We start from the raw sequence: 26,320 nt of genomic DNA on the forward strand, positions 1-26,320 counted from the left end.
GCATGCGCGGCGGCGGTCCGCGTCGGGCGCGGCCGCGTACGTGTCGTGCGGCGTTCCCGCTTCTGTCGTTCTTCGACAGCCCCGGAGTCCGTGCCCGAAGAGGCAGGAGGACCCGGTGGCCACCGCAGCCGAAGCCCAAGCGATGCGCCGCGCCGTCGCGCTCGCCGCCCGTGGCCTCGGGCACACCAGCCCCAACCCGGTCGTCGGCTGCGTGATCCTCGATCAGGACGGCCGGCCCGTCGGAGAGGGATGGCACCAGCGGGCCGGCGGGCCGCACGCCGAGGTGCACGCGCTGCGCGCGGCCGGCGACCGGGCCCGTGGCGGCACCGCCGTCGTCACCCTGGAACCCTGCAACCACACCGGCCGCACCGGGCCCTGTGCCCAGGCGCTGCTCGACGCCGGGATCGCCCGCGTGGTCTACGCCGTCGCCGACCCCACCCCCGCCGCGACCGGCGGCGCCACCACCCTCGTGGCCGCCGGCGTGGAGGTGGAGGCCGGTCTGCTGGCCGAGGAGGCCGAGGCGGGCAACCGCGCCTGGCTGACCGCCGCCCGGCTCGGCCGCCCGTACGTGGTGTGGAAGTACGCGGCGACACTCGACGGCCGCATCGCCGCCGCCGACGGCACCAGCCGCTGGATCACCTCGGCCGCCTCCCGCGCGGACGTGCACCGGCTGCGCGCCGAGGCGGACGCCGTCGTCGTCGGCTCCGGCACGCTGCGCACCGACGACCCGCACCTGGCCGTACGGGGCCGTGAAGGGGTCACCCAGCCGCTGCGGGTGGTCGTGGACACCAACGCGATGATCCTGGCGAGCGCCCGGGTGCTGGACGACGCCGCGCCGACGCTGATCGCCGTGTCCGAGCAGGCCGACACCCACCATCTGCCGGGCGTGGACATCGTGCGCCTGCCCGCCGACGACACGGGCCTGGGGATCCACGCCCTCCTCGCCGCCCTCCACGCGCGCGGGGTGCGCTCGGTGCTGCTGGAGGGCGGGCCCACGCTGGCCGGTTCCTTCGTCGCCGCCGGCGCCGTCGACCAGGTCGTGGGGTACCTCGCCCCGGTGCTGCTGGGCGCCGGACGTGCCGCGCTCACCGACGCCGGAATCACCACCATCGCCGAGGCGTTGCGCCTCGACGTGACCGACGTGACCCGCTTCGGCCCCGATCTGCGCATCACCGCCGTACCCACCGCCGACACTGACGTACCCACCGCCGGCATCGCCCACGACGCCGCGGACACCGATCCCGGCGCCACCGGCTCCACCCACACCAGCACCCGCACCACCACCCACACCAGCACCGACACCGACTCCGAGGAGAACTGACGTGTTCACGGGCATCGTTGAAGAACTGGGTGAGGTCGTCGCCGTCGAGGACCTCGGCGACGCGTCCCGCTTCCGACTGCGCGGTCCCCTCGTCACCGACGACGCGAAACACGGCGACTCCATCGCCGTCAACGGCGTCTGTCTGACGGTGGTGGAGACCGCCGACGGTCAGTTCACCGCCGATGTCATGGCCGAGACCCTGAAGCGTTCCAGCCTCGGAGCCCTCGTCCCCGGCGCGCGCGTCAACCTGGAGCGCCCCATGCAGTTGGGCGGTCGGCTCGGCGGCCATCTGGTCCAGGGCCACGTGGACGGCACCGGGACCATCCTCGACCGCACCCCGGCCGAGCACTGGGAGGTGGTGAAGATCTCGCTGCCCACCGGCATCGCCCGCTATGTGGTGGAGAAGGGTTCCATCACCGTCGACGGCATCAGCCTGACCGTCGTCGACGCCGCCGACGACCACTTCACCGTCAGCCTGATCCCCACCACGCTCGCCCTGACCACCCTCGGCATCAAGCAGGTCGGCGACCCGGTCAACCTCGAGGTCGACGTCGTCGCCAAGTACGTCGAGCGGATGCTCGGCCATGAGGGCCGCGACGGGCACGATACGAAGCAGAAGGAAGACGTCCAATGAGCGCCGCGGCCGTCGACGGGCTGAACTGGCTGAACAGCGGGGCCGGGCAGGTCCTCGGACAGCGGCTCCTGTGGTCCGACCTGATCGGCAACACCCTGGGGCTCGCCGCCCTGGCCCTGGGCTGGCGGCGCTCGGTGTGGACCTGGCCGACCCAGTTCGCGGCCGGCGCCATCCTGGTCGCCGCCTACGCCTCCGCTCAGCTCAGCGGCGGTGTGGGCAAGCAGCTGCTGGTCATGGGAGTGGCCGTCTGGGGCTGGCACCGGTGGCGGAGCGGCCGCCCGGAGGCCGGCGGCGGCGCGGTCGCCGTGCGGTTCGCCACCGGCCGGGAGCGCCTCGCGCTGCTGGTCGGCACGGCGCTGGGGACCCTGGCCGTGGGCGGCCTGTTCACCGCCGTCCCCGACCTCTCCTGGAACCCCTGGCCCGACGCCTACATCTTCACCGGCACCCTCGCCGCGATGGTCGCCCAGGCCCGTGGGCTGGTCGAGTTCTGGTTCGCGTGGCTGCTGGTCGACGTGGTCGGTGTTCCGCTCGCCTTCAGCAGCGGGCTGACCTTCTCCGGCCTTGTGTACGTCATCTACCTCGCCCTCGTCCTGTGGGGCGCGCGCGACTGGTGGCTGCACTCCCGCAAGGCCGAGGACCGCGCGACCACCGGCCACGCCGACACGGGTACCGGCGCCCCCGTGTTGGAAGGAGCGCTGTCATGACCGAGGTGCGGACGGACGCCGCGACGATGAACGGAGGACGACGCGGAATGACCGTGTTGCGGAGTGTGCAGGACAGGGACGTCGCCATGGTCGGCGGCGCGGGCCCGGACGCCGAAGCGGACGCGACGGCGCACGCGATGCCGGACGCCAGGGCCGAGGGGAGGGCGTCGGCCGCGGACCCCGCACCGGGCTGGGGCGACGGGCTGGTGCTCGACCCCGTCGAGCGCGCCGTCGCGGAGATCGCCGCGGGCCGCCCGGTGGTCGTCGTCGACGACGAGGACCGGGAGAACGAGGGCGACCTGATCGTCGCCGCCGAGAAGGCGACCCCGGAGATCGTCGCCTTCATGATGAGCGAGTGCCGGGGCCTGATCTGCGCCACGCTGGAGGGCGCCGACGTGGACCGGCTGGAGCTGCCGCAGATGGTGGCGCAGAACACCGAGTCCATGGGCACCGCCTTCACGGTCTCCGTCGACGCCACCGCCGAGCACGGCGTGAGCACCGGCATCTCCGCGGCCGACCGGGCCACCACCCTCCGGCTGCTCGCCGACCCGCACAGCGTCCCCGGTGACTTCGCCCGCCCCGGCCACATCTTCCCGCTGCGCGCCCGCCCCGGCGGCGTCCTGGTCCGCAACGGCCACACCGAGGCCGGAGTCGACCTCGCCCGGCTCGCGGGGCTGCGCCCCGCCGCCGCGATCGTCGAGATCGCCGGCGAGGACGGCACCATGCTGCGGCTGCCCGAGCTGGTCGCGTTCGCCCGTAAGCACGGCCTGGCGATCATCTCCATCGAGGACCTCATCGCCTACCGCCGCTCCGCCGAACCGACCGTACGGCGGGAGGCCGAGACGCGGCTGCCCACCGCCTTCGGCGAGTTCCGGGCCTATGGCTACCGCTCCACCACCGACGGCGTCGAGCACATCGCCCTGGTCGCCGGCGAGCTCGGCGACGGCGAGGACGTCCTGGTCCGGGTCCACTCCGAGTGCCTGACCGGCGACGTCTTCCACTCGCTGCGCTGCGACTGCGGGCCCCAGCTGCACGCCTCGCTGGAGCGGGTCACCGCCGAGGGGCGGGGCGTGGTGCTCTACCTGCGCGGTCATGAGGGGCGCGGCATCGGGCTGCTGCCCAAGCTGCGCGCGTACGAGCTCCAGGAGCTCGGCCACGACACACTCGACGCCAACCTGGAGCTGGGGCTCCCCGCCGACGCGCGGGACTACGCCGCCGGCGCGCAGATCCTCGCCGACCTCGGCGTGCGCTCGCTGCGCCTGATGACCAACAACCCCGACAAGACCGCCGCCCTGGTGCGGCACGGCCTGCGGGTGACCGGGCGGGAGCCGATGCCGGTCCAGGCGGGCGAGCACAACCTGCGCTACCTGCGCACCAAGCGGGACCGGATGGGGCACGACCTGCCCTGGTTGGAGGGTGAACGCGAGCGTGAGCGCGCCGAGCCCGTCTCCGCCTGCGGCAACCAGTGAGTCGCCGCTGAGGCGCCGGCGACGACCCGCCGGTGGGCTCTCGACGCGTACGCCCACGACGACCGGTCGGCATGTCGGCGGCAACCGGCGGAAGGCGTCGGCGAGTCACCCGTCGACCCCGTCGACACCCCCATCTCGTATTCCCCGTAGTCCGGTACATCCCCCACAGCGATACACGCACGATCTGCACCGAGGAGAGACATGAGCGGTAAGGGCGCACCCGAGCTGACCGTGAAGAACTGCGGCGACCTGCGCGTGGCCGTGGTGGCCGCGCAGTGGCACCAGAAGGTGATGGACGGCCTGGTGGACGGCGCGCTGCGTGCCCTCCACGACCTGGGCATCGACGAGCCGACCGTGCTGCGCGTGCCCGGCAGCTGGGAGCTGCCGGTCGTCGCCAAGGTGTTGGCCGGCCGCGGCTACGACGCCGTCGTCGCGCTCGGCGTGGTGATCCGCGGTGGCACGCCCCACTTCGAGTACGTCTGCCAGGGAGTCACCCAGGGCCTGACCAAGGTCAGTGTCGACACCGGTGTGCCGGTCGGCTTCGGCGTGCTGACCTGTGACACCGAGGAGCAGGCGCTGGACCGGGCCGGGCTGCCCGGTTCCAACGAGGACAAGGGCCACGAGGCGGTCACCGCAGCCGTCGCCACCGCCGTCACCCTCCGCTCGGTCTCCGAGCCCTGGCACTGACGGACACCCGTCGCCGCGCCGGACACCCGCGCCGAGGCGGGTCCGGCGTGGACGCGAGCCCTAGCGCCGAACGGTGCCGGGGACCCCGTAGGCTAGGAGCACCATGGCCAACAAGACATTCGAGGAGCTCTTCACGGAGCTCCAGCACAAGGCCGCCTCGGGCGACCCCAGCACCTCCCGCACCGCCGAGCTGGTGGACAAGGGCGTGCATGCCATCGGCAAGAAGGTCGTCGAGGAGGCCGCGGAGGTGTGGATGGCCGCCGAGTACGAGGGCGCCGACCGCACCGCGGAGGAGATCTCCCAGCTGCTCTACCACCTCCAGGTGATGATGGTCGCCCGGGGGATCTCCCTCGACGACGTATACGCTCACCTCTGACCCCGGCCGCCGACCGACCCGCCCGCCGACCGACCCGCCCGCACCATCCAACGTTCCCACGCACGAAGGAAATCGCTCTCATGCTGCGCATCGCCGTTCCCAACAAGGGTTCTCTGTCCGAGCCTGCGTCGGCGATGCTCCATGAGGCGGGCTACCGGCAGCGGAAAGACCGGCGGGAACTGGTCCTCGTGGACGCCGCCAACGAGGTGGAGTTCTTCTTCCTCCGCCCGCGCGACATCGCCGTCTACGTCGGCTCCGGCCGTCTGGACATCGGCATCACCGGGCGCGATCTGCTGCTCGACTCCGGCTCCCAGGCCGAGGAGATCATGCAGCTCGGCTTCGCCGGCTCGACCTTCCGCTACGCCACCCGTCCCGGCACCGCCAAGGACGTGGGCGACTTCGGCGGGATGACGATCGCCACCTCCTTCCCCGGCCTGGTCACCAAGCACCTGGCCGACAACGGCGTGGACGCCTCCGTGGTCCACCTCGACGGGGCCGTCGAGACCGCCATCCAGCTCGGCGTCGCCGAGATCATCGCGGATGTCGTGGAGACCGGCACCACCCTGCGCAACGCCGGTCTGGAGGTCATCGGCGCGCCGATCCTGGAGTCGGAGGCGGTCGTCATCCGCCGCGTCGGGGCGCCGGCCGACGACCCGAAGGTGCAGCAGTTCCTGCGCCGCATGCAGGGCGTCCTGGTGGCCCGGCGGTACGTGATGATGGACTACGACATCCGGGTGGAGCACGTCGAGAAGGCCGTGGCGCTCACCCCCGGACTGGAGTCGCCGACCGTCTCCCCGCTGCACCACGAGGGTTGGGTGGCGGTCCGCTCGATGGTGCCGGCCGCGGACGCCCAGCGGATCATGGACGAGCTCTACGAGCTGGGTGCCCGGGCGATCCTGACCACCGGCATCCACGCCTGCCGGCTCTGAGCAGCCGAGCCCCGGGCCGGGTCTCGGCCCGGCCCGGGGCCGCAGCCGCATCCAACCATCACCCGCCGACGAGAGACCGACGCCGTGTCCGCCCCCGCATCCCTTCCCGAGCTCCCGGTCACCTTCCGCCCCACCCGCACCCGGCTGGTGCTGCTGACCGTCGGCGTCGCCGTGGCGGTCTGCCTGTCGGCGACCGGACTGCTGCTCTCCCGGTTGAGCCCCGGTGAGAAGGTCAGCTTCGTCTTCACCGGCCTGCTGTTCCTCAGTGTGCTGGTACTGCTCAGCCGGCCCAAGGTGGTCGCCGACGCCGAGGGCGTGACGGTCGTCAACGTCGCCTCCAAGCGCAGCCTGGCCTGGGCGGAGGTGGTGCGGGTCAACCTCCGCCCCGGCGACCCCTGGGTGCTGCTGGACCTCTCGGACGGCACCAGCCTGGCCGCCATGGGCATCCAGCCCGGTATCGCCAAGGCGCAGGCCATCAACGACGCCCGCGCCCTGCGCGCGCTCGTCGAGCAACACGGCACGGGCCACGGCCCGAAGCGCTGAGCCCGGACAGCTCGGGACAGCTCGGACAGTACGGATAGACCGGACAGGCCGGGCGCGGTCGTCCAGCGGTCGTCCAGCGGACGGCCGACGCGCGGTCAGACGCCCCGGGAACACCGCCGGTCGCACCGCGCCGCCCCGGCGGGTGCCGGGGCGACGAACGGGGACGACCTCGACGGAGGCCGGGCAACCGGAGCGATGACTCTGCCGTACCTCGGGTTTCCTTGATTACTCTGTTGCGCAAGGCGCACCGTGCGCCCCGCCCGACCACCGGGCTCCTGCGACAAGAGGAGTGACTTCCTCCAACGATGGACGGTTCGTCCTGTAGTACCTGCGCCGCCCCTCGCCCGAAGGCGGCGGCATGAGCATCACCCTCTCCCTTCTGCTGCTCGCCGCGGCACTCGTCCTCATCCTCGCCAACGGCTTCTTCGTCGCCGCCGAGTTCGGCCTGGTCACGGTCGAACGGCCGGAGGCCGAGCGGGCCGCCGCCGAGGGCGACCGCCGGGCCCGCGCGGTCACCCGCTCGCTGGGCGAGCTCTCCTTCCAGCTCTCCGGGACCCAGCTCGGCATCACCATCACCTCGCTGGTCGTCGGCATGCTCGCCGAGCCCGCCCTGGGCCATCTGCTGACCGGCCCGCTCACCGGCGCCGGGGTGCCCGGCGGAGCGGTGCCCGGCGTCGCCGTCGTCATAGGCATGCTGGTGGCGTCCGCCGTCCAGATGGTCATCGGCGAGCTCGTGCCCAAGAACTGGGCGGTCTCCCGACCGATGCAGGTCGCGCGGTTCGTCGCCGGCCCCCAGTACGCCTTCGCCCGCTTCTTCCGGCCGCTGATCGCGGCCCTCAACGCCTTCGCCAACCGCCTGGTGCGCGCCCTGGGCGTGGAGCCCACCGAGGAGCTCGCCTCGGCCCGCACCCCCGGCGAACTCGTCTCGCTCGCCCGCCACTCCGCGCGCGCCGGCGCCATCGAGCAGGACACCGCGGACCTGTTCGTGCGGACGCTGTCGCTGGGCGAGCTGACCGCCCAGCATGTGATGACCCCCCGAGTGCGGGTCAGCGCCCTCCAGTCCACGGCGACCGCGCAGGACGTCCTCAACCTCACCCGTGCGACCGGTCTGTCCCGGTTTCCCGTCTATCGCGAGCGGCTGGACGAGGTGATCGGCATGGTGCACCTCAAGGACGCCCTGGCCGTGCCCGCCCACGAGCGGCTGCGCACCCCCGCCGGTCGTATCGCCCGCCCCCCGCTGCTGGTCCCCGAGACGCTGCCGGTGCAGCCGCTGCTGGAGCGGCTGCGCAGCGAACAGCCGATAGCCGTCGTCGTCGACGAGTACGGCGGCACGGCGGGCGTCGTCACCCTGGAGGACATCGTCGAGGAACTCGTCGGCGAGGTGCGCGACGAGCACGACGACGAGGCCGCCGACAACCCCGATCTGACCCAGCTGGCCGGCGAGGACGGCCGGCCGGTCTGGGAGGCCGACGGCGGCTGCCGCGTCGACGCGCTGCGCACCATCGGCCTGGCGGCGCCCGACGGGCCGTACGAGACCGTCGCCGGACTCGTCGCGGACCTCCTGGCGCGCATCCCCGTCCCCGGCGACACCGCCGAGCTGCCCGGTTGGAAGCTGTCCGTGCGACAGGTCGGGCACCACCGCGCCGAGCGGGTGCGCATCGTCCGTACGACGGCCGCCCCGGTGCCGGCACCGCTCTCGGGCGACGGTACGGAATCCGCCCGGTTCGCGGCACGGGTCTCCGGTCCGGCCTCCGGGCCGCTCTCCGGTCCGGCCTCCGCGGCCGACGCGGCACCGGACTCCGCCTCCGCCCCGGCCTCCGCGGGGGCCGCCCGATGAGCGCCCTGCAACTCCTCTTCGCCGTGCTGTTGGTCCTGGCCAACGGCTTCTTCGTGGGCGCCGAGTTCGCCCTGGTGTCGGTGCGCCGCAGCCAGATCGAGCCGCACGCCGCCGGGGGCTCGGCCCGCGCCCGTACGGTGCTGTCCGGGTTGGAGAACCTGCCGCAGATGATGGCCGCGGCGCAGTTCGGCATCACCGTCTGCTCGTTGACCCTCGGCGCGGTCGCCGAGCCGACCGTGGCGCGGCTGCTGGAACCCGTCTTCCACGCCGTACACCTGCCGGAGCAGCTCATCCACCCGCTGGGCTATGCGCTGGCCCTCGCGGTCGTGGTCTGTCTGCACCTGGTCATCGGCGAGATGCTGCCGAAGAACCTGGCCATGGCCGCGCCCGAGAAGACCGCGCTGTGGCTGGCGCCGGGGCTGGTCGGATTCGCTCGGCTGTGCCGCCCGGTGACGGCCGGGCTGGGGGCCGCGGCGCGGCTGGTACTGCGGCTCTTCCGGGTCGAACCCAAGGACGAGATCGAGGCCGTCTTCACCAGTGAGCAGCTCACCCACCTCGTCGCCGACTCGCGCCAGGCCGGGCTGCTCGAACCAGGCGAGCACGAGCGGCTCGCCGACGCGCTGGAGCTGGGCAGCAGGCCCATCACGGAGGTGCTCCTGGACCCGGCCGGCCTGGTCACCGTGGACCGCGCCGTCACCCCGAGGCAGATCGAGGAGTTGACGGTACGGACCGGCTACTCCCGCTTCCCGGTCCGCGGGCCCCGCGGCGCCTTCATGGGCTATCTGCATGTGAAGGACGTCCTCGACCTGGAGGACCCGGAGCGTGCGGTGCCGCAGCACGTATGGCGTCCCATCGAGACGCTCCGCGCGGAGCTGCCCCTGGACGACGCCCTCACCGTGATGCGGCACGCCGCCTGTCACCTGGCCGCCGTCGCGGACTCCTCGGGCCGCGTGCTGGGACTCGTCGCCCTGGAGGACGTCCTGGAGATGCTGGTCGGCGAGGTGCGCGACCCGGCGCACGTCCCCTCCCACCGGGGAGCGGACGGGGCGGGCCGCGTCTCCGAGCCGCGCGGCGAGCCGATGGAGGAGCGCGTGGTCGTCGGCGGATAGTCGACGGCCCGGCCCGCCCGATGTGTCGGTCCTCAGCCGGCCCCCGCCCGGTCGCCTCCCGGCCGGGCGGGCCGCCGGACCGCGTGGTGCCCCACGCGGGTCTCCACGCCCACGCGGGGCGCGGCGTCCCAACGGGGCCCGGCGCCGGCGACGCCCGACGCGCCCGCCGGAGTCCTGCCGCGGGCCCTAGGCGAGGGGCGGGTCCAGGGGGCCGCGGCCGGAGAGGACCTCGCCGTAGGCCTGCATGAGGTCGGGGAGGCGGAGGGTCGCGAGGTCGTCGCGGGTGGGGACGCCGCTCCAACCGGCCAGGCGCAGATCGCGGTAGGCGCAGCTCTTCTCGTAGAGGGTGCGGAGGAACCGACCGTTGCCGAGCTCGTCGATCCAGCCCTGGGCGACGACGTGCCCGTTGACGCTGCGCAGCTCCTCGACCGCCTCCTCGTCCCAGCGGTCGCCGTTCTCGGCGGCGAGGACCTCTCCTATCCGGGTGAGTTCGAGCGGGCGGTAGCTGGGGAAGTCGACGCGGGTGGTGAAGCGGGAGCCGAGCCCGGGGTTGGCGGCGAGCAGCCGGTCCATGCCCTCGGGGTAGCCGGCCAGGATGACGACCAGGCGGTCGCGGCTGTCCTCGGCGCGCTTGAGGAGGACCTGGAGCGCCTCGTCGCCGTAGGCGTCGCCCTTGCTGTAGCCGGTGTTGGAGAGGCTGTACGCCTCGTCGACGAAGAGCACCCCGCCCAGGGCGGAGTCGATCAGCTCGTTGGCCTTGACCGCGGTCTGGCCGAGGTACTCGCCCACCAGGTCGGCGCGGCCGGCCTCCACCAGGTGGTCGCCGCCGAGCAGCCCGAGCGCGTAGAAGACCCGGCCCAGGATGCGGGCGACCGTGGTCTTGCCGGTGCCGGAGGGACCGGAGAAGACGAAGTGCCGCTTGGGCGGCTGGACCGGGAGGCCCTGCCCGGCCCGCAGCCGGGCCATGCGCAGCTGCGCGGAGAGCGCCCGTACCTGCCGCTTGACCGGTTCCAGGCCCACCATCCGCTCCAACTCGGCCAGCGCGCTGTCCAGCAGCTCCGGGTCGGGCGGCCGTGGCTCCGCGGGGGTGCGGGACCTCTCCCGGGGGCCGTCGGCGTCCATGGCGCCGGCTCCGAGGCGGGGCGGCCCCTCGGGCGCCGCGCCGGTGCCGCCGACGCCGCCGGCCGGGCCGCCGGCCAGGCCGGCACCGTTCACGGCGCCGACACCGCCGGTACCGCCCCCGCCACCGACACCGCCCCCGCCGCCGGCGCCGTTGAGTCCGGCCGCGCCGGCACCGGCCCGCTGGTCGCGGCCGTCGCCCGGATCCGCGGCACCGGGGGCGGCCTCCGGCTCCGGGGGCGCGCTCGCGCCGTCCCCGGCGAAGGAGGACACCGCGGCGAGGTCGGCGGGCTCGTCCAGGCCGTCCCCCTCCGCGATCGCGGCCAGCCGGGCGGCGGTGTCCATGAAGCTCGCGTCGATACGGTGCACCGCGCGGTACAGCGGCAGCGCCGCGGCGGTGCGTCCGGTGCCCTCGTGGGCGCGCGCCAGCCAGTAGCGCAGCTCCTTGCGCTGCGGCTGCTCGCTGCGGCACCGCATCAGCGCCGCGGACAGCAGCGGCTCGGCCTGGCTGTACATCTCCAGCCGCACCCGGGCCATGCCGCCGAACAGCCCCGCCTCGATGCCCAGCAGCGGGTCGTCGATCAGCGGCTCGGTGTGCCGCACCAGCTGCTCCCAGTCCTTGACCAGGTACGCCCGACAGGCGTGCAGGAAGCGCGCCTGCGGGTCGGCCTCCACCGGTGGGCAGCCGGCCAGCGCCCGGTCCAGCTCCGGGACGTGCCGCCCGTCGAGCCAGTGCGAGGCGTGGGCGAGCAGCAGGTCGCGGCCGCTCTCCAGCACCGGCTGTACCCACCAGCCCAGCCAGTACCAGGAGTTGAGGGTGCGGCCATGGCGGCTGCGCTGCTGTCCGAACCGGTCGCGGTGGCGGTACATGCGCAGCAGCGCGGTCGCGGTGTCGGCGCGCAGCGCGTGCAGTCCGAGCCAGGCGTCGGCCATGCCGGGGTCCTGCCGCACCGCGGTCCGGAACTCGTCCTCGGCCTGTGCGTAGGCGCCCACCGTGTAGGCGTCGACGCCGCGCAGCCAGGCGAGGTCTGCCGGGGCCGGTGAGCCCTGCGCGCCGAAGTCCATCACGTCCCCCACAAACCGTGCCCCCGTGGTGTGCCGCCGGGCGGATGCCTGGCAGCCGCCTTCCCGTCCAATCGCTGTGCCGTGGCCGGGGATTGGCCAGTGTGCCGGTGCCGTTCGCCGCTTCCCGTGGCGGACCGCACCGATTCGCATCGTACCTGCGCAGGCGGCATGGGCCGAGGGTGGCGTACTGCTGTTCGTAGGGGAGTTGAGGGGTGTGCGGGCGGGGTGTGAGCCGCCGGGGTGCGCTCCCTCTGGGGAAGGCAGGGGGTCGACGGGAGGCGGGGGCACGAGGGGATGGTGACCGAGGGTGAGGAATGAGCGGCGCAAAGCGCTCGAATCGCTCATCGTGGGCAGAACGAAGCCCCCGGTCACGGGGGAACAACCGGGGGCTTCGCGTTGTCGGGCGACCCGTACGAGTCGCACATTGAGAACGTAAGACCTGTATGGCCCCCAGGTCAAGCCGAGTTGGGGCACACGCCGCGCGTCGCGCGGGGAGTCGACGCCACGCCGTCCAGGTCGTCACGCTCAGTGAGGCCCGCCCCCGGGCGGCGGCTGGGGTGGTCCCGGGGCGCTCAGCGGTCGACCACGCGCCCCTCCAGCACCTCATACGCCTCCTGGCGCGCCGGCACCATTCGGCCCTCAGGGCTCTCGGGTCCCTCGGTTCCCTCCGAGCCCGCGGGTTCCTCGGGTGGCTTCGGCGCCTTCGACGGCTCCGGTGTGCGTCGCACCTGCCGCACTCGTGCGTCGGCGTAGGGGAGCGAGGGGTCGTCCGCGAAGTGCGCCCACTCGGCGCGCCGCCAGCCCTCCCAGAAGTCGGACAGATCGGGGCCGTCGCGCCGTTCGCCGCGCGCCCAGGCGGCGTCGGCGGGCAGCTCCATCCAGAGCAGGAGGGCGAGGTACGGGCGCAGCGCCCGGCGGCCGCTGCCCACGCCCTCGATCAGGATCACCGGGGCCGGCCGCAGCTCGCGGACCTCGTCCGCGAAGCGCCGTGCCACCCAGTCGTACGCGGCGTACCGCGCGGTGCCGCCCCGCGCGAGCGGCTCCAGTACCTGCCCGCGCAGTCGCCCGGCCCACGCGAAGAGCTCCTCGTGGGTGGCGAAGTCATCCGTGTGCAACACCGGCGCGCCGCCGAGCGCGGCGGCCAGTCGGTTGGCGAAGGTGGTCTTGCCGGAGCCGGCGTGTCCGTCGACGGCCACCAGTCGGACCGGCCCGCACGAGGGTGGCAGGGCCCGGATCCGGCGCGCCAGTGCGTTGAGCGTGTCCATCGGGCCCACCCTAGGGGAGTACCGCGGAAACGCCAATGGTCTAATCCAATATTGATAAGGGTGCGCCGGGGGAATCACTGGCCGGAGGGCGCTCGCAGCGGCCATAGTTGTGCGACTGTCGCGCACCCTGCCCCACTGGACGACGACTGGGGGACCTCCATGACCGGATGCGGTACCGGAGCAGAGACCGGACCGGGGAACGGGCCCGGGACGGCACCGGGCACGAGGCCCGAGGCGTCGCCCGGACGCGCAACCGTGCCGGGCCCGGCGAGCGGTGAAGCCGATGCCCCGCGGCGCGTCGTGCTGGCCGCCGCGCTCGGGACGGCGGCGGGGTTGGCCGCGGGCTCGGCCTCCACCGCCGCGGCGGTCCCCCCATCCGTGTCCCGGCCCGCCGCCGGCACCCTCGGCGCGCCGGGCGACCGGCCGGGTCGCCCCGGCCACCCGGAGGTCGTCCCCCAGGTGGAGTACCACGGCTGGACCAGCCTGCCCGACTGGCACCGCGGCGCCTGCGAGGGCGTCCGCGTCTCGGCCGGCCCGCGCGCCGGCGTGGCCATCGCCCGTCCGGTCGGCGGCATCGACCACACCGATCCGCACACCGGCACCACGGCCCGCTGGGAGTACGCCACCTGGACCTCCCCGGTGCACTCCCTGGGCACGCCCGCGACCGAGGCCGTCGTGTCCTGGAACGCGCGCACCCCCGCAGGCACCTGGCTCGCGGTCGAGATGCGGGCGGCCTACCAGGACGGCGAGGTCACCCCCTGGTACGTGATGGGTCGCTGGGCCTCGCACGACGGCCCCGACTCCATCCGGCGCACCTCCGTCGACGGGCAGGGCGACGGCCGCAGCGGCGTCTCGACCGACACGCTCGCGATCGACGAGCCCGGGAGCGGACTCCGGCTCGTCTCGTACCAGCTGCGGCTCACGCTCTACCGGGCGCCGGGCACCGACCGCTCCCCGATCGTGTGGCGGCTCGGGGCGATGGCCTCGGGCGTGCCGGACCGCTTCGAGGTGCCCGCCTCCACGCCGGGCCAGGGCGCGGCGCGCGAGCTGGTGGTGCCGCGCTACTCGCAGAACATCCACATCGGTCGGTACCCCGAGTACGACAACGGCGGCGAGGCCTGGTGCAGCCCCGCCTCCTCGCAGATGATCGTGGAGTACTGGGGGCGCAAGCCCACCCCCCGGGAGCTGGCCTGGGTCGACCCCGCGTACGACGATCCCCAGGTGTGCCACGCCGCCCGATACACCTATGACTATCAGTACGAGGGATGCGGCAACTGGCCGTTCAACGCCGCCTACGCGTCGACCTACCGCGATCTGCAGGGCGTGGTCACCCGACTCGGCTCGCTCAATGACGCGGAGCGACTCATCGGTGTCGGTATTCCGCTCATCACGTCCCAGTCCTTCCTCAAGACCGAACTGGACGGAGCGGGTTACGGCACAGCCGGGCATTTGCTGACCGTAATCGGTTTCACAGCTGACGGTGACGTGATCGCCAATGATCCGGCGAGCGCCGGCAATGACACGGTGCGGAGGGTCTACAAGCGCCGTCAGTTCGAGAACATCTGGCTGCGCACCAAGCGCTATAACGCCTCGGGGAAGGTCGTCTCCGGGACCGGCGGAGTGTGTTATCTGTATTTCCCGGCGCGGCCGTCCGCGGCGCAGAAGCGGGCGCTGGCCTCGGTCGGGATCCGCTGACCCGACCGACGGGCCGTGCCGCCCCGGTCCGCGATAAGGGATACGACGCGTCATCGCCGGTTGTCTGTTCGTAACCCCTGGCCGAATGCGGGCCGTTGATTTCCGTTTGCTTCTTCCATTCCAACGGACGATCAGTAATCTCACCTCATCACCGGCGTACCGCCGCCGACCCGAGAACGCCCCGATGAGCTGGAGACACTGAACTGATGGAACCTCTGGATCGGGATCGTCCGGTTGCCCCGCCGGTCGTGGTCGTGCTCCACTTCCTCGATGGCGCGGACGGTCCGCGGCCGGCGGAAGTGAGCGACGAAGTGCGGGACGTGTACCGGCGGGCGGCTTCGCCCCGGCTGATCGCGGGGCGTGGGATATGACGTCGGCACATTCGGGAACTAGGGGCGTCAGGGGCACGACTACGAGAAGCGAGGGAACTACGAGACGCGTGGGGGCGATTGAGGTGGACGACAGAGACGATCCGGACGACGGACGACTCCAACGGTTCGCGGCGATCTGGAGCCGCGCCATCTACCCCGCCACCGCCACCTCGTTGTCGCTCCACGAGTTCGAGCGCATCCTGGAGCCGCTGGCCCGCAGGATGAGCGAGGCCCTGCGCTCGCAGCCGTTCGACCCGCGGCCGGCCCACGAGGTGGGCGCGGCGCTGGTGCAGGCGCACTGCACCGAGCCGGACGCGCTGCCGCTGATCCTGGGCGTCGTCGACGCGTATCTGGTGCTGTACTGCCCGCCGGACCGGCCCCAGGGCCCGGAGGAGAGCCGGGCCCGGTGCACCCGGCTGCAGCACGCGCTGGCCGCTGGCTTCGTGCGTGAGCTGCGCGACCGGACCCGGCACGAGCAGGAGGAGCTGGCGCGGGCCGCGCGGACCGAGGCGGAGCAGGCGCTGCATGCCAGCGAGGCCAAGTTCCAGGCGGTCTTCGAGGGCGCCGCCATCGGCGTGGGCATCGCCGACCTCGACGGCCGGGTGCTGGTGGTCAACGACGCCGTGGCCCGGATGTTCGGCGGCCGGGAGTACTTCCAGCACAGCCGCAACGTGCTGGACTGGGTGCACCCCGAGGACGCGCCCGGCGTCATGGACCTGTACTGGGAGCTCGTCAGCGGCGAGCGCGACCACTTCCGCATCGTCAAGCCGCACCCGCACCCCGACGGCAGCGTGATCTGGACCAACCTGTCCGTCTCGCTGCTGCGCGACTCCAGCGGCAAGCCGCAGTACCAGCTCGCCATCATGGAGGACATCACCGAGCAGCGGCTGCTGGAGCAGCGACTGCACTACGAGGCCACCCATGACGCGCTCACCGGGCTGCCCAACCGCACCCTGTTCTTCGAGCACCTCGACCGGGCGCTGGCGGCCGACGCCGAGTCCGAGCGCTTCGGCGTCTGCTACCTGGACATGGACGGCTTCAAGGCGGTCAACGACAGCCTCGGCCACGCGGTGGGCGACCGGCTGCTGCAGGCCGTCGCCGAGCGCCTCCAGGCGTGTGTGACCTCGCCCAGCGAACTGATCGCCCGCGCGGGCGGCGACGAGTTCGTGGCGCTCGCCGCCGGCCCCACCGCGCAGGCCGACGCCATCGCGCTGGCCCGCCGGATGCTGGCCACGCTCGCCGAGCCGTTCACCCTCGACGAGCGTGAACTGCTGGTACGGGCCAGCATCGGCGTGGTCGACGGCCGTGCGGGGGAGATCGGCCGGGCTGAGGTGATGCGCAGCGCGGACATCACGATGTACCGGGCCAAGGCCGCCGGCGGCAACCGCTTCGAACTCGCCGACCCGGACTCCAACGCGCGCGTCATCGCCCGGCACAGCCTCACCAACCGGCTGCCCTCCGCCCTGGAGAACCACGAGTTCTTCATCGAGTACCAGCCGCTGGTCCGGCTCTCCGACGGCACCGTGCGCGGCGCGGAGGCGCTGGTGCGCTGGCTGCACCCGGTGCACGGGGTGCTCGGGCCCGACCAGTTCATCCCGCTCGCCGAGTCCACCGGCCTGATCGTCCCGCTCGGCCACTGGGTGCTGGAGGAGGCCGCCCGGCAGGCCCGTGCGTGGAGCGACGCCGGCTGTGGCGCGGACGGCGGGCAACTGCGGGTCAACGTCAACCTGTCGCCGTGCCAGCTGCGCCATCCCACCCTGGTGGCCGACACGGTGGCCGTGCTGGAGGACGCCGGGCTCTGCCCCGCGGCGCTGTGCCTGGAGGTCACCGAGAACGACCTGATAGGAGCGGACGAGGACGCGCTGCGGCCGCTGCGCGAGCTCGCCGACCTGGGCGTGGACATCGCCTTGGACGACTTCGGCACCGGCTACTCCAACCTGTCCTACCTGCGCCGGCTGCCCGTCAGCACCCTCAAGCTGGATCGTTCCTTCACGCGCGGCATGCAGCACGCGCCCGCCGACCCGGTCGATGTGAAGATCGTCGAGGGCATCGTCTCCCTGGCCCACACCCTCGACCTCGCCGTCACGGTCGAGGGTGTGGAGACCGGGGTGCAGGCCGAGCATCTGCGGCTGCTGGGCTGCGACACGGCCCAGGGCTGGTACTACGCCCGCCCCGGGCCGCCCGAGCGGCTGCACACCCTGGTGCTGGCGGACGCGAGCTAGCCCGCCGGACCGGGCCGGGGAGCCCGGCCCGCGGGGCCGGCGCCGCCCGCGCCCGGGGCGGCGTCCGCCAGCAGCCGCGAGCGGATCAGGAAGCGCACCCCTTCCGGCGCCTCCAGTGAGAACCCGCTGCCCCGGCCCGGCACCACGTCGACCGTCAGATGGGTGTGCCGCCACCGCGCGAACTGGTCGGCGGCCATCCAGAAGTCGATCGGCTCCGCCACGCCCCGCACCGTCAGCGTCCCCAGCAGCACGTCGGAGCCGCCGGTGCGGAACTCGCCGCGCGGGTAGCACATGGGCGAGGAGCCGTCGCAGCAGCCGCCCGACTGGTGGAACATCAGCGGGCCGTGCGCGGCGCTCAGTCGTCGCAGCAGCCGCGCGGCGGCGTCGGTGAGCGCGACCCGCTCCACCCCGTCGTCGGCGGACGGCCGCCCCAGCGCACCCATCAGAACAGGCCGAGCTTCTTGGCGGAGTAGCTGACCAGCAGGTTCTTGGTCTGCTGGTAGTGGTCCAGCATCATCTTGTGGGTCTCGCGGCCGATCCCGGACTGCTTGTAGCCGCCGAAGGCGGCGTGCGCGGCGTAGTCGTGGTAGCAGTTGGTCCACACCCGGCCCGCCTGGATGGCGCGGCCCGCGCGGTACGCGGTGTTGCCGTCGCGGGTCCACACGCCCGCGCCCAGCCCGTACAGCGTGTCGTTGGCGATCGTGACGGCCTCGTCGAAGTCGGCGAAGGAGGCCACCGCCACCACCGGACCGAAGATCTCCTCCTGGAACACCCGCATGCCGTTGTCGCCCTCGAAGACCGTGGGCTGGACGTAGTAGCCGCCCGCCAGCTCGCCGTCCAGCTCCGCGCGGGCGCCGCCGGTGAGGACCCGGGCGCCCTCCTGACGGCCGATGTCCAGATAGGAGAGGATCTTCTCCAGCTGGTCGTTGGACGCCTGCGCGCCGAGCATGGTCGCGGTGTCCAGCGGGTGCCCCTGGACGATCCGCTCGGTGCGGGCCACCGCCGCGTCCATGAAGTCGCGGTAGTGTCCGGCCTGCACCAGCGCGCGGGACGGACAGGTGCACACCTCGCCCTGGTTGAGGGCGAACATGGCGAAGCCCTCCAGCGCCTTGTCCAGGAAGTCGTCGTCGGCGGCCGAGACGTCGTCGAAGAAGATGTTGGGGCTCTTGCCGCCGAGCTCCAGCGTCACCGGCTTCAGGTTCTCGCTCGCGTACTGCATGATCAGCCGGCCGGTGGTGGTCTCCCCGGTGAAGGCGATCTTCGCCACGCGCGGGCTGGACGCCAGCGGCTTGCCGGCCTCCACACCGAAGCCGTTGACGATGTTGACCACGCCCGGCGGCAGCAGGTCGGCGATCAGCTCCATCCACACGTGGATCGAGGCCGGGGTCTGCTCGGCGGGCTTGATCACCACGGCGTTGCCCGCGGCCAGCGCCGGCGCCAGCTTCCAGGCGGCCATCAGCAGCGGGAAGTTCCACGGGATGATCTGGGCGACGACCCCCAGCGGCTCGTGGAAGTGGTACGCCACGGTGTCGTCGTCGAGCTGTGACAGGCCGCCCTCCTGGGCGCGGATCGCCCCCGCGAAGTAGCGGTAGTGGTCGATGGCCAGCGGCAGGTCGGCCGCCAGGCACTCACGCACCGGCTTGCCGTTCTCCCAGGTCTCGGCGACCGCCAGCGCTTCGAGGTTCGCCTCCATCCGGTCGGCGATCCTGTTCAGGATGTTGGCGCGCTCGGCCGGCGAGGTGCGTCCCCAGGCGGGCGCGGCCGCGTGGGCCGCGTCCAGCGCCCGCTCCACGTCCTCCGCGGTGCCTCGCGCGATCTCCGTGAAGGGCTGCCCGGTGACCGGCGTGGTGTTCTCGAAGTACCGGCCCTGCTTGGGCGGCACGTACTCGCCGCCGATCCAGTGGTCGTAGCGGGGCTTGAAGCGGACGGGCGAACCTTCCGAACCCGGGTTTGCGTAACGCGTCACGGGAGCCTCCTCCATCGGGTGTCCCCGCCCTCGCGCGCACGCGCGGGCGGGCGGTGCGCGGGAGGCTAGCCGCGACGACGTTGCGCGGACGTTGCGTCGCCCCCGCGCGGTGTCGCGCTCAGGCCGTAGGCGGCCCGCAGCCGCTCGGTGTGGGGGAGGAGGGCGGCGCGGGCCGGGGCGCCCGCCGGGAGGGCCGTCAGCAGCACCTCGTGGACCTCCAGGTCGTGCTCCCCCCACGGCGACTCCGCCCAGCGACAGAGCGACTCGGCGTCGCCGCCGGCGAGCACCGCGCGGCGCAGCCGGTCCTCCAGCAGCCGCCGCATGCGGCGCACGCCCGGCGCCTCCGACAGGGGCAGCAGCGGGCCCCGATAGGTGCGCAGCGCGCCGTAGACGTCGCCCGCCGCCAACTGCTCCGCGGCGACCGTCATATCGGCCGCCACGGGCGCGCACAGCCGGTACGGGCGCGAGGCGAGCAGCGGCCCCACCAGGCGACGCAGCCGCGACAGCTCCGCGCGGAGGGTGACGGGGGAGCGCCGGTCCGCCCGCTCGCCGTACAGCTCGACCGTCAGCCGGTCGCCGGTGAGCCCCTCGGGATGGCCGGCCAGCAGCACCATGATCTCGCTGTGCCGGCGGCCGAGCCGCAGCCGTAAGCCGTCGCCGGTCAGCAGCGCCTCGTCCCGCCCCAGGGCGGTCAGCGTGGTCCGCGGCCCTCTGGCCCGCGGCGTCAGGTCCATCAGCTGCGCCTCCGCCGCGCGGGCGGTGGCGCGCACCAGGGCCAGGCTGTGCGGGGACGCCAGGTGGTCACCCCCGGTGAGGTCGACCGCGCCCAACAGCCGGCCGGTGTGCGGGTCGTGCACCGGGGCCGCGGCGCAGCTCCAGTGCTGCACCCGGCGGTTGTAGTGCTCGGTGGCGAAGATCTGCACCGCGTGGTCCAGCGCCAGCGAGGTGCCCGGCGCGTTGGTGCCCGCGTGCCGCTCGTCCCACCGGGCGCCGGCCACGAAGTTCATGCCCTCCGCGCGGTCCCGGACGCCCCGGTGCCCCTCCACCCACAGCAGACGGCCGCGTTCGTCGGAGACCGCCAGCAGATGGGCGCCGTCATGGGCGATGGTCCCCAACAACTCCCGGAACAGGGGCATCACCCGGGCCAGCGGATGCTCGGCGCGGTACGCCTCCAGCTCCGCGTCGCTCAGCTCGACCGGGGCCATCGACTCGGGGACCACCAGCGCCGCCGCGGAGCGCCGCCAGGAGGCCGCCACCACCTGCCGTACGGCGGGGTCGACGGCGCCCTCGGTCAGGAACGTCTCATGGGCGCGGCGCACCGCGCGGGAACGCTCCGCCGGGTCCGTGTCCGGCGCCATCGCCAGCCAGGGGTTGGCCACGGGGACTTGCGACCTCGGGCATGACTCCGCGTTCATCGTCCGCTCTTCCGCCGTCCGGTCCGTGCGGTCCACCCTCCCTCGCCGGGCGGACCGCCCGCAACGGTGCGAACGCGTCCCGTCGGCGGCGGTTTCGTCCCGGGCGCGCGCGGAACGTCCGACGCGGTGCCGCGCGCACCCTTCCGCTCGGCGGCGTATCGCGCTTCACTGGCGCCATACGCCAGCCATGGCGCCAGTCAGACCGTGAGCGGAGCGGACCGCCGGAACGTCCCCCCGAGCCGGCGGCCCCTCACCGCCCCGTACCACAGGGCCGAGGTACGGGGCGGCGCCTTGTCCGCAATGGCGTGTCATCAGGCCCCCGGCGTCACGCCGCCGGACGCGGGTGCAACGATGAGGGCGTCATGGAAGCGCGGCATGTCGGGCATGTACTGCGGGCGCTGCGAGCCGCGGTGTTCGCAGCGGTCTGTGTGCTGCTCGCTGCCCTGGGGCACGCGGTCATGTCGGGATCCGACATCCCGCTGTGGGCGGTGGCCGGTTCGCTGCTGGCCACCGGGGTCGCGGCCTGGGGCATCGCGGGCCGTGAACGCGGGCCGCTGGTGATCACGGCCGCGACCGTCGGCGCGCAGTTGGCGCTGCACAACCTCTTCACCTACGCCCAGAACACCGCTCCGCGGCCGGATCCGACGGCACGTCACACCCCGCTGTCGGAGGTCGGGTTGTCCCCCTCGGACCTGGTCTGCGGCGACCTGGTCGCCACCGCCGGCCAGCAGGCGGGCCACATGGCCATGGCCGGCCACTCGATGTCCCACGGCGGGTACAACGCCGTGGGCATGTGGTCGGCGCACGTCCTGGTCGCCCTGGTCTGCGGGGCCTGGCTGTCCGGCGGCGAGCAGGCCGCCTTCCGGCTCGGCCGCACGCTGGCCGTGCGCATCGTCGACCCGCTGCTGCGCCGCTTCCTCCCGGGCGTCCGCCGGGTGGTCGTGCCGCACCGGGTCCGGGCGGCGCGTCACGCGGCCCCGGAGCGCCTGCGCCGGTTGCTGCTCGTCCATGTCATCGCCACCCGTGGTCCACCGGCGGTGGCCGCCGTCTGCTGACGGCGCCACAAGTCACCGATCACGTCACCGGACCACCCGCCGCCTCCCCCTCGATGAGGGATTTGCGGCATATGTTCGGATTCCTGGAAGGACCACAGGCGATGACCCCTGTCCTCAACCGGGCGATGCCGTCATGGCATTCGCCCCTCGGCGCACCGGCCCTCGGTGGGCCGGACCTCGACGCGCCCACCCCCGGCGCGGCCGCTCCCGCCACGCCGGAGCGCCGCTCGGCGGCCCGCTCCGCGGGAGCCCGCCGCTCGCCGAAGACGGTCTCAGCAGCCGGCCACCCGGGCCGTCAGCTGCCGCAGCCGCCACACCCGACGGGCCCACTCGCGGCACCGCGGGCATCTCGGCAGATGCGCGTCGAGGACCGCGTCCGGTACCTCCGGCGGCAGCGCCTCACCGTCGACGCGAGCGGAGATGGCGGTACGAAAATCTGTGCAGTCCACGCTCATATCGTCTCTCGTCCCTTCGCTCGTCGCGTTCCTCGAACGCCGTTCTCCCCGTCCACCTCGTGCGTCACCGTCCCGAACGGAGGCGCCCATGCGTGACCGCGAGCGTGACGACGAGGCGCTGACCGCCTGCGCGCTGGCGGCGCGCGGGGGCGACGCCGAGGCCGTGGACCAGTTCATCCGCTCGACCCGCGGCGACGTGTGGCGGTATGTCTCGCGACTCAGCGACGACCCGCAGTCCGCCGACGACCTGGTCCAGGAGACCTATCTGCGGGCGCTGAGCGGACTGCCCCGCTTCGAGGCGCGCTCCTCGGCGCGCACCTGGCTGCTGTCCATCGCGCGCCGCGCGGTCGTCGACCGGCTGCGCCGCAACGCGGCCCGGCCCCGACTCTCGGACACCGACGACTGGCAGGCCGCCGCCGAGCGCACCCAGTGTCGCGCCCTGCCGGACTTCGGCTTCGACGAGGGAGTGGCGCTCTCCCAGCTGCTGGCCCTGCTGCCCTACGAGCGCCGGGAGGCGTTCGTCCTCACCCAGCTGCTGGGTCTGCCCTACGCCGAGGCCGCCGACGTCGCCGGCTGCCCCGTGGGCACCGTGCGCTCCCGCGTGGCCCGCGCCCGCGAGGCGCTGGTGCAGCAGCTGACCGCCGCCGAGCGGGAGGCCGCGGACACCGCCGACGCGGCATGCCCGGACGTCGTCGGGGCGTCCGGCGCCGGCGCCGGGGCGACCCCGGTCGGCGCGGTGCCCGCGCCCGCCCAGTCGGCCGCCCGCCCCCGGCCGGCCGCGCGGCGGCGACAGCCCGCGCTGGCCGGCTCCCGCTGACGCACACACGACGGGCCGGTGGGCACGCGCGACCGCGCGCCCACCGGCCCGTCCCCGTATCCGCCCGCCCCCGGCCGGCCGTACGGCCGACCGCGGCGCGCACGGTCCACCGCGCGCCCGCGGTCGGCCCGCCACCGGCCCGTGGGCCGGGGTCAGAGCCGACCCGCGGGGACGACCAGCGCCTCCACGCGGATCGGGTCGCTGTCCCGGAAGTGCAGGGTGAACGGCATCCGGTCGCCGGCGCGCAGCGGCGGCGGGTCGTCCACCATGACGTCGACGCTGGAGGTCGACATGCGCAGCGTGTCGTCGGCCGGCACGGTCGTCGACTCCACCATCCGCATGGTGCCCACGCCGTTGCGGTCGACGTTGCGGCTGAGCATGATCCGGCCGTCGGTGGCGGGCGAGGTGATCCGCACCAGCTCGTCGTCGGCTCCGCCCTCGTTGCGGATGTCGAAGAAGGCCGCCGTGATGTCCGGGTTGGACGGGAGCAGCATCCGCGCCCGGGTCACCGACAGCTCGGCGGGGGTGCCCGCGGCGCCCGAGGCGGTCCAGGCGGTGAGCCCGCCCAGCGCCACGGCGAAGGCGGCCACCGGGGCCAGCGCGGTGCGCACGGAGGAGAGGTCGAACTTCACTGCGGTCATCGCTCCCAGACGGCTTCGGTGCTCACGCGCGGGCGGCGCGGGCGGCCGCCCGCCGGACGAGCGGCGGGGGACGGCTGCCAGTTGCGCAGCCGGAGGCTGTTGCAGACCACGATGACCGAGCTGGCGGACATCGCGGCGGAGGCGACCATCGGATTGAGCCAGCCGACGGCGGCCAGCGGGACGGTCAGCACGTTGTAGGTGAAGGCCCAGACGAGGTTGGCCCGGATGGTGCCCAGCGTGCGGCGTGCCAGCCGCACCGCGTCGGCCACCGCGGCCATGTCCTCGCGGACGAGCGTCACATCGGCGGCTCCGATCGCCGCGTCGGTGCCGCTGCCCATGGCGATGCCGAGGTCGGCGCCGGCGAGCGCGGCCGCGTCGTTGACGCCGTCGCCGATGAACGCGACCCGGTGCCCGCGCCCGCGCAGGTCGCTGACCAGCTCGGCCTTGCCCTCCGGCGTGATGCGGGCGTGCACCTCCTCGATGCCCAGCTTCTCGGCGACCGCGCGGGCCGCGGGTTCGCTGTCCCCGGTGGCGAGCACCGGGCGCAGCCCGAGCCGCTTGAGGTGGTCGACCGCGCGGTAGCTCCCGGAGCGCAGCGTGTCGCCCAGGGCGATCACCGCCTCCGGCACGCCGTCGACCCGCAGCAGCACCGCCGTCTGCCCGGCGTCCTCGGCCGCGCGGACCGCGGCGGCGAGTTCGGCGGGGAGCGCGGCCTCCTCGGCCGCCTCCGGAGCTCCCGCCGAGGCGGGGGACTTCTCCTCCGCCGCGGCCGGCGAGGAGGGTGCCGCGTCCGGGCGGAGGACCTCGACCCGGCGCCCGTCGACGCGACCGCTGACGCCGAGGCCGGCGGTGGCCGCGAAGTCGGTGACGGCGGGGAGCGCGGAGTCGGGGGCGCCGCGCCGGGCGTGGGCGACCACGGCCCTGCCGACCGGGTGCTCCGAACCCTGCTCGACCGCGCCGGCCAGCCGCAGCGCCTCCTCGGCGCCGAGCCCGTCGGCGCGGGCGGTCAGCTCGACCACGTCCATGACGCCGACCGTCAGTGTGCCGGTCTTGTCCAGCACCACGGTGTCCACGCGGCGCAGCCCCTCCAGCGCCTGCGGGCCGCTGACCAGGATGCCGAGCTGGGCGCCGCGGCCGGTGGCGGCCAGCAGCGCGGTGGGGGTGGCCAGACCGAGGGCACAGGGGCAGGCGACGACCAGCACGGCCACCGCCGCGGTGATCGCCGCCTGCGGGTCGACACCGGCGCCCAGCCAGAAGCCGAGCACCGTGACGGCGACGGCCAGCACGGCCGGCACGAAGACCTCGGCGACCGCGTCCGCGAGCCGCTGCACCCGCGCCTTGCCCGCCTGGGCGTCGGAGACCAGCTGGGCGATGCGGGCGAGCTGGGTGTCGGCGCCGACCGCCTCGGCCCGCACCTCCAGCAGTCCCCCGGAGTTGACCGCGCCGCCGACCACCGCGGAGCCCGGACCCACCTCGACCGGCGCGCTCTCGCCGGTGACCAGCGAGAGGTCCAGCGCGGAGCTGCCCTCGGTGACCACGCCGTCGGTGGCCACCCGCTCGCCGGGCCGCACCACGAACAGGTCGCCGACCCGCAGCCGCTCGATCGGCACCCGCTGTTCGGCGCCGCGCGCGTCGCGCACCAGCACGTCCTTCACGGCCAGCGAGGCCAGGGCGCGCAGCGCGGAGCCGGTGCCGCGCCGGGCGCGCGCCTCCAGGCGGCGTCCGGTGAGCACGAACAGGGTGACGGCGACGGCGGCTTCCAGATAGACGTGCGCGGTCTCGCCGGAGGCGGTCGGCAGCAGGGTGAACGGCATGCTCATCCCCGGTTCGCCGGCCCCGCCGAAGAACAGCGCGTACGTGGACCAGGCGAAGGAGGCGATCACGCCCAGCGAGACCAGGGTGTCCATGGTCGCGCCGCCGTGCTTGACGCCGCGCAGCGCCCGCTCATGGAACGGCCAGGCGCTCCAGACCGCGACCGGCGCGGCGAGCACGAAGCACAGCCACTGCCAGTTGCGGAACTGCAGCGCCGGGACCATGGACAGGACCAGCACCGGGACCGACAGCAGGGTGGTGATCAGCAGCCGGAACCGGTCCGCGGTCCGCTCGGTCTCCTCGGAGTCCGGGTCCCCGGTCGCGTCGGAGTCGTCCCGCGACCGCGGCCGGGGCGGGAGTTCGGCGGTGTAGCCGGCGCCCTCCACCACCGCCACCAGCTCCTCGACGGTGACCTCGGCGGGGTGGCTGACCCGGGCCCGTCCGGTGGCGAGGTTGACGGTGGCGCTCACGCCCTCGACCCGGCCCAGCTTCTTCTCCACCCGTGCCACGCACGCCGCGCAGGTCATTCCGCCGACGACCAGCTCGGTGGTGAGCGTGTCGGCGGAGGCGGCCGGGGCGCTCATCGGACCGTGCCCGGCTCGTAGACACCCGTCTCGGGCCGGCTCATGCCGTGCATGTCGCCCATCCCGCCGCCCGACCCTCCGGAGTCGCCACCGCCGCCGCCACGGTGCATGCCGGGGGCCACCGGGCCGGCGGCCGCGCCCGCGGCGTACGCGACGCCGAACATCGCGGCGAGCAGGAGGAGGAAGCCGGACAGGACGAGGGCAGGGCTGTGCTGACGTGAAGTCATCG

At 73.9% G+C, this 26,320-nt stretch carries 23 protein-coding genes; 14 read left to right on the plus strand and 9 right to left on the minus strand.

The window, feature by feature from the left end:
* The first annotated feature begins 115 nt into the window (after window positions 1-115).
* From ribD to CD790_RS08995, 10 genes are all read left to right on the plus strand, one after another.
* Window positions 116-1,321 carry a bifunctional diaminohydroxyphosphoribosylaminopyrimidine deaminase/5-amino-6-(5-phosphoribosylamino)uracil reductase RibD gene (gene ribD, locus CD790_RS08950; RefSeq protein ID WP_144382493.1) on the plus strand — a complete coding sequence of 402 codons (1,206 nt, stop codon included), beginning with the start codon at window positions 116-118 and terminating at the stop codon, window positions 1,319-1,321.
* Between the two features lies 1 nt (window position 1,322).
* Window positions 1,323-1,955: a riboflavin synthase gene (locus CD790_RS08955; RefSeq protein WP_144382494.1), complete on the plus strand. Its 633-nt coding sequence runs from the start codon at window positions 1,323-1,325 to the stop codon at window positions 1,953-1,955.
* Window positions 1,952-2,659 (plus strand): nicotinamide mononucleotide transporter family protein, encoded by a 708-nt coding sequence (locus CD790_RS08960; RefSeq protein WP_144382495.1) that lies wholly within the window; start codon window positions 1,952-1,954, stop codon window positions 2,657-2,659. Before CD790_RS08955 ends, CD790_RS08960 begins: the two co-directional genes overlap by 4 nt.
* A gap of 137 nt (window positions 2,660-2,796) precedes the next feature.
* Entirely contained in the window at window positions 2,797-4,128 is a 1,332-nt protein-coding gene (locus tag CD790_RS08965) for a bifunctional 3,4-dihydroxy-2-butanone-4-phosphate synthase/GTP cyclohydrolase II (protein WP_144382779.1), read from the plus strand.
* Between the two features lie 201 nt (window positions 4,129-4,329).
* Window positions 4,330-4,815 carry a 6,7-dimethyl-8-ribityllumazine synthase gene (ribH, locus tag CD790_RS08970; protein WP_144382496.1) on the plus strand — a complete coding sequence of 162 codons (486 nt, stop codon included), beginning with the start codon at window positions 4,330-4,332 and terminating at the stop codon, window positions 4,813-4,815.
* 103 nt (window positions 4,816-4,918) lie between these two features.
* Window positions 4,919-5,191, plus strand: coding sequence for a phosphoribosyl-ATP diphosphatase (locus CD790_RS08975; protein WP_144382497.1), 273 nt, complete (start codon window positions 4,919-4,921; stop codon window positions 5,189-5,191).
* Window positions 5,192-5,271: 80 nt separating this feature from the next.
* Window positions 5,272-6,120: an ATP phosphoribosyltransferase gene (hisG, locus tag CD790_RS08980; RefSeq protein WP_144382498.1), complete on the plus strand. Its 849-nt coding sequence runs from the start codon at window positions 5,272-5,274 to the stop codon at window positions 6,118-6,120.
* 84 nt (window positions 6,121-6,204) lie between these two features.
* The gene (locus CD790_RS08985) at window positions 6,205-6,663 is read left to right on the plus strand and encodes a PH domain-containing protein (RefSeq protein WP_144382499.1); all 459 of its coding nucleotides are present in this window, start codon (window positions 6,205-6,207) and stop codon (window positions 6,661-6,663) included.
* A gap of 358 nt (window positions 6,664-7,021) precedes the next feature.
* Window positions 7,022-8,500: a hemolysin family protein gene (locus CD790_RS08990; protein WP_399217161.1), complete on the plus strand. Its 1,479-nt coding sequence runs from the start codon at window positions 7,022-7,024 to the stop codon at window positions 8,498-8,500.
* The gene (locus CD790_RS08995) at window positions 8,497-9,609 is read left to right on the plus strand and encodes a hemolysin family protein (protein ID WP_144382500.1); all 1,113 of its coding nucleotides are present in this window, start codon (window positions 8,497-8,499) and stop codon (window positions 9,607-9,609) included. Before CD790_RS08990 ends, CD790_RS08995 begins: the two co-directional genes overlap by 4 nt.
* Before the next feature lie 186 nt (window positions 9,610-9,795).
* Here the strand turns inward: CD790_RS08995 and CD790_RS09000 are convergent, their stop codons facing one another.
* Both CD790_RS09000 and CD790_RS09005 read right to left on the minus strand, forming a co-directional pair.
* The gene (locus tag CD790_RS09000; RefSeq protein WP_186318933.1) at window positions 9,796-11,793 is read right to left on the minus strand and encodes an AAA family ATPase; all 1,998 of its coding nucleotides are present in this window, start codon (window positions 11,791-11,793) and stop codon (window positions 9,796-9,798) included.
* A 572-nt stretch (window positions 11,794-12,365) separates the two neighbouring features.
* Window positions 12,366-13,058: a uridine kinase gene (locus tag CD790_RS09005; RefSeq protein ID WP_144382502.1), complete on the minus strand. Its 693-nt coding sequence runs from the start codon at window positions 13,056-13,058 to the stop codon at window positions 12,366-12,368.
* 255 nt (window positions 13,059-13,313) lie between these two features.
* On the opposite strand from CD790_RS09005, the gene CD790_RS09010 reads away from it, so the two are divergent.
* Window positions 13,314-14,753: a peptidase C39 family protein gene (locus CD790_RS09010; protein WP_260867435.1), complete on the plus strand. Its 1,440-nt coding sequence runs from the start codon at window positions 13,314-13,316 to the stop codon at window positions 14,751-14,753.
* A 367-nt stretch (window positions 14,754-15,120) separates the two neighbouring features.
* On the plus strand, window positions 15,121-17,346 hold the full coding sequence (locus CD790_RS09015; protein WP_144382504.1) for a bifunctional diguanylate cyclase/phosphodiesterase: 2,226 nt from the start codon (window positions 15,121-15,123) through the stop codon (window positions 17,344-17,346).
* Here CD790_RS09015 and CD790_RS09020 read toward each other — a convergent pair.
* From CD790_RS09020 to CD790_RS09030, 3 genes are all read right to left on the minus strand, one after another.
* Window positions 17,343-17,789: a DUF779 domain-containing protein gene (locus CD790_RS09020; protein WP_144382505.1), complete on the minus strand. Its 447-nt coding sequence runs from the start codon at window positions 17,787-17,789 to the stop codon at window positions 17,343-17,345. The two genes, CD790_RS09015 and CD790_RS09020, sit on opposite strands and share 4 nt — an antisense overlap.
* Window positions 17,789-19,312 (minus strand): aldehyde dehydrogenase, encoded by a 1,524-nt coding sequence (gene adh / locus CD790_RS09025; RefSeq protein WP_144382506.1) that lies wholly within the window; start codon window positions 19,310-19,312, stop codon window positions 17,789-17,791. Before adh ends, CD790_RS09020 begins: the two co-directional genes overlap by 1 nt.
* A 65-nt stretch (window positions 19,313-19,377) precedes the next feature.
* A complete protein-coding gene (locus CD790_RS09030; protein ID WP_144382507.1) occupies window positions 19,378-20,691 on the minus strand; it encodes a GAF domain-containing protein in 1,314 nt (437 codons plus the stop codon).
* A gap of 398 nt (window positions 20,692-21,089) precedes the next feature.
* Between CD790_RS09030 and CD790_RS09035 the strand changes: the two genes are divergently transcribed.
* The gene (locus CD790_RS09035) at window positions 21,090-21,782 is read left to right on the plus strand and encodes a hypothetical protein (RefSeq protein WP_144382508.1); all 693 of its coding nucleotides are present in this window, start codon (window positions 21,090-21,092) and stop codon (window positions 21,780-21,782) included.
* A gap of 272 nt (window positions 21,783-22,054) precedes the next feature.
* Here the strand turns inward: CD790_RS09035 and CD790_RS09040 are convergent, their stop codons facing one another.
* Window positions 22,055-22,231, minus strand: coding sequence for a zf-HC2 domain-containing protein (locus CD790_RS09040; RefSeq protein WP_144382509.1), 177 nt, complete (start codon window positions 22,229-22,231; stop codon window positions 22,055-22,057).
* A gap of 94 nt (window positions 22,232-22,325) precedes the next feature.
* Between CD790_RS09040 and CD790_RS09045 the strand changes: the two genes are divergently transcribed.
* The gene (locus CD790_RS09045; protein ID WP_144382510.1) at window positions 22,326-23,054 is read left to right on the plus strand and encodes a sigma-70 family RNA polymerase sigma factor; all 729 of its coding nucleotides are present in this window, start codon (window positions 22,326-22,328) and stop codon (window positions 23,052-23,054) included.
* 152 nt (window positions 23,055-23,206) lie between these two features.
* On the opposite strand, the gene CD790_RS09050 is transcribed toward CD790_RS09045, so the two are convergent.
* The 3 genes from CD790_RS09050 to CD790_RS09060 are packed head-to-tail and all read right to left on the minus strand — an operon-like array spanning window position 23,207 to window position 26,318.
* Window positions 23,207-23,695, minus strand: a complete 489-nt coding sequence (locus CD790_RS09050) for a copper chaperone PCu(A)C (protein WP_144382511.1) — start codon at window positions 23,693-23,695, stop codon at window positions 23,207-23,209.
* Window positions 23,692-26,091: a cation-translocating P-type ATPase gene (locus CD790_RS09055; protein ID WP_144382512.1), complete on the minus strand. Its 2,400-nt coding sequence runs from the start codon at window positions 26,089-26,091 to the stop codon at window positions 23,692-23,694. Before CD790_RS09055 ends, CD790_RS09050 begins: the two co-directional genes overlap by 4 nt.
* Window positions 26,088-26,318 (minus strand): hypothetical protein, encoded by a 231-nt coding sequence (locus CD790_RS09060; protein WP_144382513.1) that lies wholly within the window; start codon window positions 26,316-26,318, stop codon window positions 26,088-26,090. Before CD790_RS09060 ends, CD790_RS09055 begins: the two co-directional genes overlap by 4 nt.
* Window positions 26,319-26,320 lie beyond the last annotated feature (2 nt).

This window comes from Streptomyces sp. SAJ15 (assembly GCF_007595705.1).
Classification (GTDB): Bacteria; Actinomycetota; Actinomycetes; order Streptomycetales; family Streptomycetaceae; genus Streptomyces.

What these genes read in the sequence shown, in the direction of transcription:
- CD790_RS08960 (WP_144382495.1), top strand. Translation starts at nt 1,952, where the DNA reads ATGAGCGCCGCGGCCGTCGACGGGCTGAACTGGCTGAACAGCGGGGCC.
- CD790_RS08965 (WP_144382779.1), top strand. Translation starts at nt 2,797, where the DNA reads ATGCCGGACGCCAGGGCCGAGGGGAGGGCGTCGGCCGCGGACCCCGCA.
- ribH (WP_144382496.1), top strand. Translation starts at nt 4,330, where the DNA reads ATGAGCGGTAAGGGCGCACCCGAGCTGACCGTGAAGAACTGCGGCGAC.
- CD790_RS08975 (WP_144382497.1), top strand. Translation starts at nt 4,919, where the DNA reads ATGGCCAACAAGACATTCGAGGAGCTCTTCACGGAGCTCCAGCACAAG.
- hisG (WP_144382498.1), top strand. Translation starts at nt 5,272, where the DNA reads ATGCTGCGCATCGCCGTTCCCAACAAGGGTTCTCTGTCCGAGCCTGCG.
- CD790_RS08990 (WP_399217161.1), top strand. Translation starts at nt 7,022, where the DNA reads ATGAGCATCACCCTCTCCCTTCTGCTGCTCGCCGCGGCACTCGTCCTC.
- CD790_RS08995 (WP_144382500.1), top strand. Translation starts at nt 8,497, where the DNA reads ATGAGCGCCCTGCAACTCCTCTTCGCCGTGCTGTTGGTCCTGGCCAAC.
- CD790_RS09000 (WP_186318933.1), bottom strand. Translation starts at nt 11,793, where the DNA reads ATGGACTTCGGCGCGCAGGGCTCACCGGCCCCGGCAGACCTCGCCTGG.
- CD790_RS09005 (WP_144382502.1), bottom strand. Translation starts at nt 13,058, where the DNA reads ATGGACACGCTCAACGCACTGGCGCGCCGGATCCGGGCCCTGCCACCC.
- CD790_RS09015 (WP_144382504.1), top strand. Translation starts at nt 15,121, where the DNA reads ATGACGTCGGCACATTCGGGAACTAGGGGCGTCAGGGGCACGACTACG.
- CD790_RS09020 (WP_144382505.1), bottom strand. Translation starts at nt 17,789, where the DNA reads ATGGGTGCGCTGGGGCGGCCGTCCGCCGACGACGGGGTGGAGCGGGTC.
- CD790_RS09035 (WP_144382508.1), top strand. Translation starts at nt 21,090, where the DNA reads ATGGAAGCGCGGCATGTCGGGCATGTACTGCGGGCGCTGCGAGCCGCG.
- CD790_RS09045 (WP_144382510.1), top strand. Translation starts at nt 22,326, where the DNA reads ATGCGTGACCGCGAGCGTGACGACGAGGCGCTGACCGCCTGCGCGCTG.
- CD790_RS09050 (WP_144382511.1), bottom strand. Translation starts at nt 23,695, where the DNA reads ATGACCGCAGTGAAGTTCGACCTCTCCTCCGTGCGCACCGCGCTGGCC.
- CD790_RS09055 (WP_144382512.1), bottom strand. Translation starts at nt 26,091, where the DNA reads ATGAGCGCCCCGGCCGCCTCCGCCGACACGCTCACCACCGAGCTGGTC.
- CD790_RS09060 (WP_144382513.1), bottom strand. Translation starts at nt 26,318, where the DNA reads ATGACTTCACGTCAGCACAGCCCTGCCCTCGTCCTGTCCGGCTTCCTC.